The sequence below is a fragment of the Archangium sp. genome, from assembly GCF_036388035.1.
Classification (GTDB): Bacteria; Myxococcota; Myxococcia; order Myxococcales; family Myxococcaceae; genus Archangium.
Genome location: NZ_DASVSO010000474.1, coordinates 1 through 13,338 on the forward strand (window position 1 = coordinate 1; position 13,338 = coordinate 13,338).

At 72.7% G+C, this 13,338-nt stretch carries 1 protein-coding gene; it reads left to right on the plus strand.

The annotated features are described in order from the left end of the window. Window positions 1-71 precede the first annotated feature (71 nt). Window positions 72-13,338: amino acid adenylation domain-containing protein (locus VF697_RS19265; RefSeq protein WP_331097079.1), on the plus strand; the 13,267-nt coding region annotated here is incomplete at its 3' end.

Sequence of the window (13,338 nt, forward strand, 5' to 3'; positions counted from 1 at the left end):
GACTTCAAGCTGGCGAAGGTGAAGCAGAACCAACTCGACAAGCTCTCCGCGAAGTTCGGCAAGAAGACCAAATGAGCGACAACATCTCCGACCTGTATCCGCTCTCCCCGCTGCAGCAGGGGATGCTCTTCCACGTCCTGCGGGAGCAGGGCACGGGCCTGTACTTCAACCAGCTCTCCTGCGAGCTGCGCGGGGTCTTGAACCTCTCCGCCTTCACCGAGGCCTGGCGGCTGGCGGTGGCGGCGTTCCCCATCCTCCGCACCGCCATCGTCTGGGAGGACGTGGACGAGCCCCTCCAGGTGGTGCTCAACGAGGTGGACCTGCCGCTCGTCCAGGAGGACTGGCGCGCGACTCCGGCCTCCGAGCAGGAGGCACGCTTCACCTCCTGGCTGGAGGCGGATCGTCGCCGGGGCGTCGAGCTCGGCACGCCACCGCTGCTGCGGCTCTCGCTGCTTCGCACCGGGGACACGGCGTACCGCTTCGTCTTCAGCCACCACCACATCCTGCTGGACGGCTGGTCCGTTCCCCTGCTCATCCGGCAGGTGTTCGTCCTCTATGAGAGCCTCGTCCGGGGCCACTCGCCGCGCGCGGAGCAGGGGCGGCCCTACCGCGACTACATCGAGTGGATCCAGGAGCGGGGCCTGGAGGAGTCCGAGCGCTTCTGGCGCCAGTCGCTCGCGGGCTTCTCCGTGCCCACCGAGCTGGGGCGGGGTTTCCCGGGCATCGACGGTTCGCCGACGTCCGGCCGCGCCTCCCGGAAGATCCACCTGTCCGCCGCCACCACCGAGGCGCTGAACGCGCTCGCGCGCCAGCATGGGCTCACGCTCAACACCGTGGTGCAGGGCGCATGGGCGCTGCTGCTCGGCCACCACGCGGGGACGAAGGACGTCGTCTTTGGCACCACCGTGTCCGGCCGCCCACCGGAGCTGCCCGGTGTGGAGGGCATGGTGGGCCTCTTCATCAACACGCTGCCGGTGCGCGTGCGCCTGCCCGCGGACGCGCCGCTCGTCACCTGGTTGAAGGGGCTCCAGGACTGGCTGCTGGAGGTGCGTCAGCACGAGCACTCGCCGCTGGTGAAGGTGCAGCGCTGGAGTGAGGTGCCCCCGGGCACACCGCTCTTCGAGAGCCTGATGGTTTTCGAGAACTACCCGGTGGATGCGGCGCTCACCGCGTCGCTGCCCTCGCTGGAGGTGCGAGATGTGCGCGTCGCCGAGGCGGACCACCACCCGCTGACGCTCGTCGCCGTGCCGGGGCGTGAGCTGCGGCTGGAGCTCGGTCACGAGAGCGCGCGCTTCGACGCGGCCCACATCGACCGGATGCTGGGGCAGTTGCGCCACCTGCTGGAGTCCATGGCCTCCCGGCCGGAGCAGCGGCTGGGCGAGCTGTCGCTGCTCTCCGAGCGGGAGCGGCGCCAACTCCTGGTGGAGTGGAACGACACGCGGGCCGACTACTCCCGCGACCTCTGCATCCACCAGCTCGTCGAGGCCCAGGTGGAGCGGACGCCGGACGCGGTGGCGGTGGACTTCGAGGGACAGCAGCTCACGTACCGGGAGCTGGACCGGCGCGCCAACCAGCTCGCCCACGCGCTGCGCGAGCGCGGCGTGGGCCCCGAGACACGGGTGGGCCTGTGCGTGGAGCGCTCGCTGGAAATGGCGGTGGGACTGCTCGGCATCCTCAAGGCCGGCGGAGCCTACGTGCCGTTGGATCCCGGCTATCCTCCCGCGCGGCTGGCCTTCATGCTGGAGGACTCCGCGCCCGCGGTGCTGCTCACCCAGCGGCACCTGGTGGAGCGGCTCGTCCTGAAGGGCACGCCGACGCTCTGCCTGGACTCGGAGTGGCCGGAGGAGCCCTCCCGCCCCGCGCCGGACGCGGGCACCTGCCCCGACAGCGCGGCCTACGTCCTCTACACCTCCGGCTCCACCGGCCAGCCCAAGGGTGCCGTCATCACGCACCGCGCGCTGGGCAACCACATGGCGTGGATCCTCTCCGCGTTCGGTCTCGGGCCGGCGGATCGGGTGCTGCAGAAGACCCCCCTCAGCTTCGATGCCTCGGTCTGGGAGTGCTGGGCTCCGCTCATGTCCGGCGGGCGGCTGGTCATCGCCGCGCCCGATGCACACCGGGACGGCGTCGCGCTCCTGGAGGCGGTGGCGCGCGGGCAGGTGACGGTGCTCCAGCTCGTTCCGTCGCTGCTGCGGGTGCTGCTGGAGGTGGGAGGGCTGTCCCGGGCCACGAGCCTGCGCTGGCTCTTCTGCGGCGGTGAGGCGCTCCCCGTCGAGCTGGAGCACCGGCTGCGTGCGCAGCTGCCCTCGGCCACCCTGGTCAACCTGTACGGCCCCACCGAGGCCACCATCGACGCCACCTCCGCGCGCTGCCCCTCGTCGGGCCTCGGGCGGACGGTCCCCATCGGTCGCCCCATCTCCAACACCCAGCTGTACCTGCTGGACGCGTCGCTCCAGCCGGTGCCGGTGGGCGTTCCGGGCGAGCTGTACCTCGGCGGCGAGGGGCTGGCGCGCGGCTACCTGCGCCGGCCGGAGCTGACGGCGGAGCGCTTCATTCCCCATCCCTTCAGCGGCTCGCCCGGCGCGCGGCTGTACCGGACCGGGGACCTGGCCCGCTACCTGCCGGACGGGAGCGTGGAGTTCCTGGGGCGGCGGGACTCGCAGGTGAAGGTGCGCGGCTTCCGTGTGGAGCTGGGCGAGGTGGAAGCGGCGCTGGCGAAACACCCGGCGGTGCGCGAGGCGGTGGTGGTGGTCCGCGAGGACAACCCCGGCGTCAGGCGACTGGTGGCGTACGTGACGGGCGAGCCTCGGGCGCTCGGTGCCGACGCGCTGCGCGCCTTCCTCGAGGAGAGGCTGCCCGCGCACATGGTCCCCGCGGCCTTCGTGGCGCTGGAGGCCCTGCCGCTCTCGCCCAATGGCAAGGTGGATCGCAAGGCGCTGCCGGCCCCGGACGCCACGCCCGCGGCGCAGGCACGGCCCTTCGTCGCCCCCCGCGACGAGGTGGAGCGGACGCTGGCGGAGGTGTGGGCCCAGGTGCTCGGGCACGAGGGGGTGGGCATCCACGACGACTTCTTCGAGCTGGGCGGGGACTCCATTCTCGCGATCCAGATCATCTCGAGGGCCGCGCAGGCCGGCCTCCACGTCACCGTCAAGCAGCTCTTCTCGCACAAGACGATCGCCCGGCTCGCGGCCGTGGCGGACTCGGCGCCCGGAGTCACGGCCGAGCAGTCGCTGGTGACGGGGCCGGTGGTGTCCACGCCCATCCAGCGCTGGTTCTTCGAGCAGGAGCGGGTGAACCCGCATCATTACAACCAGGCGCTGCTCCTGGCCGTGCGCGAGCCGTGGGACGCGGCGCTGCTCGAGCAGGCGCTCCAGCACCTGTTGCAGCACCACGATGTGCTGCGCCTGCGCTTCTCCCGGAGTGGCGAGGGGTGGAGCCAGGAGCATGGCGGCTCCGAGGGGCGGCTCCCGCTGGAGCAGGTGGAGCTCTCCGGGCTGAATCCGGCCGGGCGCCGTGCGGCCCTGGAGGCCCATGCCGCGAAGACGCAGGCCTCGCTGGAGCTCCAGGAGGGGAGGCTCGCGCGGGCGGTGCTGTACGACTTCGGCGCGGGGGAGCCGAGGCGGCTGCTGATCGTCATCCACCACCTCGTGGTGGACGGCGTCTCGTGGCGGGTGCTGCTGACGGACCTCGTCATGGCGGGAGCCCAGCTCCAGGCGGGCGGGCCGGTGCGGCTGCCCCCGAAGACCACGTCCTTCCAGCAGTGGGCGGAGCGGCTGGAGGCGTATGCCCAGACGCCAGCCGCGCGGGAGGATGCGGCGTACTGGCTGGAGCTGCCCTGGGAGCGCGCCTCCCGCCTGCCCGTGGACCTGCCCGGAGGCGAGGACTCCGAGGGCTCCGCGCGCCTGGTGCGGGTGGAGCTGGACGCGGAGGAGACGCGGCTGTTGCTCCAGGAAGTGCCGCGAGCCTGGCGCGCGCGCGTGGAGGAGGTCCTGCTGGCGGCGCTGGTGGAGTCCTTCCGGCGCTGGACGGGCGCGCCGTGCCTGCAGGTGGACCTGGAGGGGCACGGGCGCGAGGACGTCATCTCGGGCGTGGACCTGTCGCGCACCGTGGGCTGGTTCACCAGCCTGTACCCGGTGCTGCTGTCCTCGGGGGATGGGCGGACGCCCGAGTCGGGGCTCAAGGCCGCCAAGGAAGCCCTCCGGCGTGTTCCCCGGCGCGGCCTGGGCTTCGGCGTGCTGCGCTACCTCGCTCGGGATGAGGCGCTGGCCGCCCGGCTGGGTGCGATCCCGGCCTCGGAGGTGTCCTTCAACTACCTGGGGCAGTTGGACAACGTGCTCCCGGCACAGTCGCCGCTCGTGCTGACCTCCGAGTCCGCGGGCCCGACCCAGGAGCCGCGGGACCGCCGCTCCCATCGGATCGGCGTCAACGCGTTCGTGGCCGGAGGGCGTCTCCAGCTCTCCTGGGCGTACGGCGAACACCTTTATATGCGGGAGACGATGGAGGCCCTGGCACGCGGCTTCCTGGAGGCCCTGCGAGTCCTCCTCGGGCGCTGCACGGCCGAGGACGCGGGGAGTGTCCTCTCCCCGGTCGACTTCCCGCTGGCGGCGCTCGATCAGGCGCGGCTCGATGCGGTGGTGGAGCAGGTGGCGGGCGGAGGCACGCGCGGCCAGCGGAGCCTCGAGGACCTGTATCCGCTCTCCCCGCTGCAGCAGGGAATTCTCTTCCACGTCCTGCGGGAGCAGGGCGCGAGCCTGTACTTCAACCAGCTCTCCTGCGAGCTGCGGGGGAGTCTGGACCTCTCCGCCTTCGCACGGGCGTGGCGTCAGGTGGTGGAGGCCCACCCGATTCTCCGGACGGCCGTTCTCTGGGAGGGGGTCGCCGAGCCCCTGCAGGTGGTGCTCCGCGACGTGGAGCTGCCGCTCCTCCAGGAGGACTGGCGTGGGGTATCGGCCTCCGAGCAGGAGGCGCGCTTCACCTCGTGGCTGGAGGCGGATCGCCGCCGGGGCTTCGAGCTGTCCTCGCCGCCGCTGTGCCGGGTGGCCCTGCTGCGGATGGGGGACGCGGCGTACCGCTTCGTCTTCAGCCACCACCACCTCCTGCTGGATGGCTGGTCCGTTCCCCTCGTCATCCGCCACGTCTTCGCCCTCTATGACCAGCTCTCGCGGGGGCTGTCGCCGCGGATGGAGCCGACGCGGCCCTACGGCGACTACATCGGGTGGCTTCAGGGACGGAGCCTGGAGGAGTCCGAGCGTTTCTGGCGGCGCTCGCTCGCGGGCTTCTCCGCGCCCACCGACCTGGGGCGCGGCACCGCGCTCCCGGACGAGGCTGGCGCCGACCGAGCGACGCGGCGGGTCCACCTGTCCGTCGCCACCACCGAGGCGCTGAACGCATTCGCGCGCCAGCACGGGCTCACGCTCAACACCGTGGTGCAGGGCGCGTGGGCGCTGCTGCTCGGCCACCACGCGGGGACGAAGGATGTCGTCTTTGGCACCACCGTGTCGGGCCGCCCACCGGAGCTGTCCGGCGTGGAGGGCATGGTGGGCCTCTTCATCAACACGCTGCCGGTGCGCGTGCGCCTGCCCGGGGACGAGTCGCTCGTCACCTGGTTGAAGGGGCTCCAGGCCTGGCTGCTGGAGATGCGTCAGCACGAGCACTCGCCACTGGTGAAGGTGCAGCGCTGGAGTGAGGTGCCCCCGGGCACACCGCTCTTCGAGAGCCTGATGGTTTTCGAGAACTACCCGGTGGATGCGGCGCTCACCGCGTCGCTGCCGTCGCTGGAGGTGCGAGACGTGCGCGCCGCCGAGGCGGATCACCACCCGCTGACGCTCGTCGCCGTGCCGGGGCGCGAGCTGCGGCTGGAGCTCGCCCACGAGCGTGCGCGCTTCGACGCGGCCCACGTCGACCGGATGCTGGGGCAGCTGCGCCACCTGCTGGAGTCCATGGCCTCCCGGCCCGAGCAGCGGCTGGGCGAGCTGTCCCCGGTGGATGCGGCCGAGCGGCACCGGCTGCTGCGGGAGTGGAGCGTGGCGGGCGGGCCGTCCACGCAGCCGTCCGTCCTCCACCGCCTCTTCGAGGAGCAGGTGGCGCGCACGCCGGACGCGGAAGCGCTGGTGTTCGGCTCCCAGGGGCTGTCCTACGCGGAGCTGGACGCGCGGGCCAACCAGCTCGCGCACCACCTGCGGGGGCTCGGGGTGAGGGTGGAGTCCCGGGTGGTGCTGTGCCTGGAACGCTCCCTGGAGCTCATCGTCTCCATGCTGGGCGTCCTCAAGGCCGGCGGCGTGTATGTCCCGGTGGATCCGGCGTGGCCGGCGGCGCGGCTCCGCTCGCTGGTGGAGGACTGCGCGGCCGACGCGGTGCTGGCGCAGTCGCGGACCTCGGCCTGGCTGGAGGGACTGGACGTGCCGCGCGTGGTGTTGGACGCGCCAACGGGCCTCGAGGCGCTCTCCGGGGCTCCCCGGACGGCCCCCGAGGTGCGGGTGCACCCCGAGCAGCTCGCCTACATCATCTATACGTCGGGCTCGACGGGCAGGCCCAAGGGCGTGATGGTGACGCACCGGAACATCTGCAACACCGCGCGGGCCTCGCGAGGGGCCTGGGCCGTGGGTCCGGGCAAGCGGGTGTTGCAGTTCGCCTCGGCGAGCTTCGATGCGTCCGTGTCGGAGACCTACGCCGCGCTGCTCGAGGGAGCGGCACTGGTGCTGGCCTCGCGTGAGGCCATCCAGCCCGGACCGGACCTGGCGCGGCTGCTGCGCGAGCAGCGAATCACCTCCGTCATGCTCACGCCCTCGGTGCTGGAGGTGACGCCCGCCGAGGAGCTGCCGCTGCTGGAGACCGTGTTGTCGGGCGGTGAGGCCTGCAACCCGAGGCTGACGAAGCGTTGGGGAGCGGGGCGGCGCTTCATCAACGCGTACGGCCCCACGGAGATAACGGTGTGCGCGACCCTGGCCACCTGCGAGCCGGGCGCGTCGGTGACGCCCCTGGGTCCGCCGATTGGCGGAGCGCGGCTCTACGTGCTGGACGCGGAGCTGCGCCCGGTGGCGCTGGGAGTGCGCGGGGAGCTGTACGTGGGCGGCGCGGGCGTGAGCCGGGGCTACTACGGGAGGCCGGAGCTGACGGCCGAGCGCTACTTGTCGGATCCCTTCTCGGACGAGCCCGGTGCGCGGATGTACCGCACGGGTGACGTGGTGCGGTGGATGCCGGACGGGCAGCTGGAGTTCTTCGGCCGGGCCGACGAGCAGGTGAAGCTGCGCGGGTTCCGCATCGAGCTGGGGGAGATTGAAGCGGCCCTGCGCGCGGAGTCCTCGGTGGGCGAGGCGGTGGTGGTGCTGCGCAAGCGGGCTGAAGGCGACCCCTGGCTGGTGGCCTACGTCGTCCCCAGGGCGGGCGGGCCAGCCCCCTCGGCGCGCGAGCTGCGCGAGCGGTTGCGCGAGCGGCTTCCCGAGTACATGGTGCCCGCGGCCTTCGTGCCGCTGGAGGCGCTGCCCCTCAACACGAGCGGCAAGGTGGATCGCAAGGCGCTGCCCGCGCCGGAGCAGGCGCGAGAGACGCCCTCTGCCCATGAGCCGCCGCGCACTCCGGTGGAGCGCGCGCTGGCGGAGGTGTGGGCCCAGGTGCTCGGGCACGAGCGGGTGGGCATCCACGATGACTTCTTCGAGCTGGGTGGCGACTCCATCCTCGCCATCCGGATCATCTCCCGGGCCGGGGCGGCGGGGATCCGCCTCACCGCGAAGCAGCTCTTCTCCCAACCGACGATCGCACGGCTCGCCGCGGTGATCGGCTCCGCGCCCGAGGCCCCCGTCCAGGAGCCGGTGGCGCGCGCTTCCGGCCGAGCCCCCGAGGGCCGGGAGTCCTTCACTCCGTCCGACTTCCCGCTCGTGACGCTCGGCCAGGACGCCCTGGAGGCGCTGGTGGAGCGGGTGGCGCGGGGAGATGTCCTGCGCCGCCGGAACATCGAGGACCTGTACCCCCTCTCTCCGCTCCAGGCGGGACTGCTCTTCCACGTGCTCCACGCCGCCAGCGCGGACATGTACCTCAACCAGCTCTCCTGGGAACTCCACGGGCCGCTGGACGTCACCGCCGTCGCCCGCGCCTGGCAGGAGACGGTGGCCCGCCACCCCGGCCTGCGCACGGCCTTCTTGTGGGAGGGCCTGGAGGAGCCGCTGCAACTGGTGATGCGGGACGTGCAGCTCCCCATCCGCTCGGAGGACTGGCGCGAGGTGCCGCCCTCGGAGCTGGAGGCGCGGTTCGTCGCGTGGATTGACGCGGATCGGCGCCGGGGCGTCGAGCTGGAGCGCGCGCCCCTGCTGCGGCTCGCCCTGTTGCGCCTGGGCGAGCAGACGTGGCGGTTCGTCTTCAGCTACTCGCACCTGGTGCTGGATGGCTGGTCCATGCCCCTGCTGCTGCGCGAGGTGTTCACCCGCTACGGGGCGCTGGTGGTCGGGGACGCGCCACGGTGGCCCGAGGCACGTCCGTATCGAGATTTCATCGCGTGGCTGAAGCGCCAGGAGCTGGGCGCCGCCCGGGAGTTCTGGCGTGGGTCGCTGGCGGGCTTCACGTCGCCCACGCGCGTGGGAGTGGATCGCGGGCCCGTCTCGTACGGGGTGCCCCTGCGACGGGAGCGGCGGGCCCACCTGTCGTCCGAGCGGATCGCCTCGCTCCAGGATCTCACGCGCCGTCACAAGGTGACGCTGAGCACCTGCATCCTGGGCGCCTGGGCCCTGCTGCTGCGCCACCATGGTGGCGAGGAGGACGTGGTCTTCGGCAACACCGTCTCCGGCCGTCCGGCGACCCTGCCGGGCGTGGAGGAGACGATCGGGATGTTCATCAACACGCTCCCGGTGCGTGCGCGCGTTCCGCGTGAGCAGTCCGTGGGCGAGTGGCTGCGGGAGCTCCAGGGCTGGCTCCTGGAGATGCGGCAGCATGACTACAGCCCCCTGGTGGAGGTGCAGCGCTGGAGCGAGGTGCCGCTCGGGACGCCGCTCTTCGAGACGCTGGTGGTGGTGGAAAACCTCCAGTTCGACAACACGCTGGGGGCGGGGTCCGGGCTGGAGATCCGCGGCGTGCGCAGCTTCGAGCTCGACAGCTTCCCGCTGGTGCTGATCGTCAATCCCCACCAGGGACTGACGCTGCACCTCTTCCATGACGAGCGCCGCATCGACGCGGTGGACGCGGAGCGGCTGCTGGCGCACTTCGAGCGCCTGCTGCTGGGGATGGCGGAGGCGGCGGAGCGCCCGGTGGCGGAGCTGTCGCCGCTGGACGAGGCCGAGCGCGGGCGGGTGCTGCGCGAGTGGAACGCGACGGCGGTGGAGCGCGGGGAGGGGGAGGGGCTCGCGGCGCTGTTCGAGGCCCAGGTGGCGCGCACGCCGGAGGCTCCGGCGGTGGTGATGGGCTCGGTGCGGCTCACCTTCCGCGAGCTGGACGCGCGGGCCAACCAGGTGGCGCACCGGCTGCGGCGGATGGGCGTGGGCCCGGACGAGCGCGTGGGCCTGTGCGTGGAGCGCTCGGTGGAGCTGGTGGTGGGCCTGTGGGGCATCCTGAAGGCTGGCGGCGCGTACGTGCCGTTGGATCCGGGGTACCCGCCCGAGCGGCTGCGGTACATGCTGGAGGACTCGGGAGCCGGGGTGGTGGTGACGGCGGGAGCGGCCGCCGAGGGGCTCGTGGGGCCCGGGAAACGGCTGTTGCGGCTGGACGCCGAAGCGGAGGCGCTGCGGGGTGAGCCGACGTCCCCGGTGCCGGGCGGCGCGGGGCCGGAGCACCTGGCGTATGCCATCTACACCTCGGGCAGCACTGGCCGTCCCAAGGCGGTGATGGTGCGGCAGCGGGCGGTGGCCAACCTCGTCGAGGCGCTGCACCGCGCGGTGTACGCGCCAATGGGGCCGGGGCAGCGGGTGAGCGTCAACGGCTCGGTGTCCTTCGACACGTCGGTGAAGCAGCTCTTCCAGCTCCTGCGCGGGCACACGCTGGACGTGACGCCGGAGTCCGTGCGCTTCGACGGCGAGGCGCTGCGCGAGTACCTGGAGCACCAGCGGGTGGATGTTTTTGACTGCACGCCCTCGCAGCTCCAGCTCCTGGTGGAGACGGGCTGGCTGGAGGAGGCCACGCGGCCCGTCACGCTGCTGATTGGCGGCGAGGCCATCTCCGAGACGCTGTGGCGGCGCCTGGCGGCCTCGCGGGCGGTGCGGGGCTTCAACGTGTACGGCCCCACCGAGTGCACGGTGGACGCGACGGTGTGTCCCATCACGGCGGAGCAGGCGCGCCCCGTGCTGGGCCGGCCCATCGACAACGTGCGGCTGTACGTGCTGGACAGGCACGGGCAGCCGGTGGGCGTGGGCGTCGCGGGCGAGCTGTACATCGGTGGAGCGGGGCTGGCGCGCGGGTACCTCGGGCGTCCGGACGCGACGGCCGAACGCTTCGTGCCGGATCCGTTCGGCGGGCAGCCCGGCGCGCGGCTGTACCGCACGGGAGACCGGGCCCGGTGGCTGGTAGACGGGACGGTGGAGTTCCTCGGGCGCGTGGACTTCCAGGTGAAGCTGCGCGGCCACCGCATCGAGCTGGGCGAGGTGGAGGCGGCCCTGCGCGAGCAGCCCTCGGTGCGGGAGGCGGTGGCCCTGGTGCGCGAGTACGGCCCGGGAGATCAGCGGCTGGTGGCGTACGTGGTGGCCTCGGCGCCGGTGGATGGCGCCGCGCTGCGGACGCTCCTCAAGACGCGCCTGCCCGAGCCCCTGGTGCCGGCGGCGATCGTCGAGCTGCCCGCCTTCCCGCTCACGCCGAGCGGCAAGGTGGACAGGAAGGCCCTGCCGCTGCCGGGAGTGGCGCCGAGGAGCGAGGGCTTCGTCGCGCCGCGCACGGACGCCGAGCGGCGGCTCGCGGAGCTGTGGACGCGGACGCTGGGCGTGGAGCGTGTAAGCGTGACGGACTCCTTCTTCGAGCTGGGCGGGCACTCGCTGCTGGCCACGCAGCTCGTGTCGAGGGTGCGCGGCACCTTCGGGGTGGAGCTGCCCCTGCGGGCCGTCTTCGAGGCGCCGACGCTGGAGGCGCTCGCCCGCCGGGTGGAGGAAGCACCGCGGCTCGCGACGGGAGCCGGGGCCCCGCCGCCCCTGGTGGCGCGGCCGGGAGAGGAGCCGGTCCTCGGCTTCGCCCAGCAGCGGCTGTGGTTCCTGGATCGGCTCCAGCCGGGGAGCGCGGCGTACAACGTCCCCTATGCGGTCCGGTTGACGGGGGCCCTGGACGTCCAGGCGCTGGAGCGCGGGTTGGAGGAGCTCGTCCAGCGGCACGAGGTGTTGCGGACGACGTTCGAGGAGCGCGAGGGCCAGCCGGTGGCGCACGTGGAGGCGCGGGCGCGGGTGTCGCTCGGGCGGGTGGAGCTCTCCGGGCTGGCGACGGACGCGCGTGAGGCGGAGGTACTCCAGCGGGCGGAAGAGGAGGCCCGGAGGCCCTTCGTGTTGTCGGAGGGGCCGCTGCTGCGGACCCTGCTGCTGCGCCTGGGGGAGACCGAGCACGTGCTGCTGCTGACGATGCACCACATCGTCACGGACGGCTGGTCCACGGGCATCTTCGTGCGGGAGCTGGCGGCGCTGTACGGGGCTTTCTCGCGCGGCGAGCCGAGCCCCCTGGCGGAGCTGCCGCTGCGGTACGCGGACTACGCGCGCTGGCAGCGGGAGTGGCTGCGGGGCGAGGCGTTGGAGGCGCAACTGACGTACTGGCGTCGGCAGCTCGCGGGCAGCCCGCCGGTGCTGAACCTCCCGTTGGACAGGCCTCGCCCCGAGGTGCCGGAGTTCCGGGCGGGAGTGCACCGGCTCTCCCTGTCGCTGGAGCGGGTGGAGTCCTTGCGAGCCCTGGCCCAGCGCGAGGGGGGCAGCCTGTTCATGGTGCTGCTGGCGGGGTTCCAGGCGCTGCTGGGGAGGTGGAGCGGACAGGAGGACATCGCGGTGGGCACGCCGGTGGCGGGCCGCACGCGAGCGGAGGTGGAGGGGCTGGTGGGCCTCTTCGTCAACACGCTGGTGCTGCGCACGGAAGTGGGAGGGGCGCCGACGTTCCGGGAGCTGGTGGCGAGGGTGAGGGAGGTGGCGCTGGGGGCGTACGCGCACCAGGAGGTGCCATTCGAGAAGCTGGTGGAGGAGCTGAGGCCGGTGCGAGAGCTGCGGCACTCGCCGCTCTTCCAGGTGATGTTCGTCCTCCAGAACACGCCCCGGACGCGGCTGGAGCTGCCGGGCCTGACACTCACCGGGCTCGACGTGCTGCGTGGCAGCTCGAAGTTCGACCTCACCCTCTCCCTGGAAGAGACGGAGACGGGGCTCGAGGGCGTGTTCAGCTACAACGCCTGCCTCTTCGACGCGGCGACGGTGGCGCGGATGGCCACCGAGCTGGAGGTGCTGCTCGGCACGGTGGTGGGTCGGCCGGATGAGCCGCTCCCGCGCTTGCTGGAGGGCGGACTCCGGGCGGTGCCTCCGCCGCCCCTCGCGTCCGTGCCCGCGCGCCCCTCGGGGTACGTGGAGCCGGAGGGGCCGGTGGAGAAGGAGCTGGCGGGCCTCTGGCGCGAGCTGTTGCGCGTCGAGCGCGTGGGAAGGCGCGACGACTTCTTCGAGCTGGGCGGGCACTCGCTGCTGGCCACGCAGCTCGTGTCGCGGGTGCGCAAGAGCTTGGGCATGGAGCTGCCGCTGCGGGCCCTCTTCGAGGCGCCGACGCTCGGGGCGCTGGCCACGCGCATCACGTCCGCACGGAAGGCCGCGCGAGAGGTGGGAGCGCCGGGAGCCCCCGTCCTCCAGGCGGGCGGTCGGGAAGGGCCATTGCCGCTGAGCTTCGCCCAGCAGCGGCTGTGGTTCCTGGAGCAGCTCCAGCCGGGGAGCACGGCCTACACCATTCCCTACGCACTGAGGCTGGAGGGCGTGCTCGACGTCGCGGCGCTGGAGCGCGGGTTGGAAGAGGTGGTGCGCCGGCATGAAGTCCTCCAGGCCTCCTTCGAGAGCCAGGCGGGCGAGCCGGTGTTGTGCCTCTCCGGGCCGCTGCGGTTGCCCCTGGCGCCGGTGGACCTGTCGGCACTGGAGGCGGGGCCACGGAGCGAAGAGGTGGAGCGGCTCGCGGCGGAGGAGTCCGGCCGGCCGTTCGAGCTGTCACGAGGGCCGCTGCTGAGAGCGACGCTGCTGCGCCTGGGGGAGCGGGAGCACGTGCTGCTGCTGACGGTGCACCACATCGTCTTCGACGGCTGGTCGGCGGGGCTCCTCTTCCAGGAGTTGGCGGCGCTGTATGGGGCCTTCTCGCGCGGAGAGCCGAGCCCGTTGGCGGAGTTGCCGCTCCAGTACACGGACTACGCGCGCTGGCAGCGCGAGTGGCTCAAGGGCG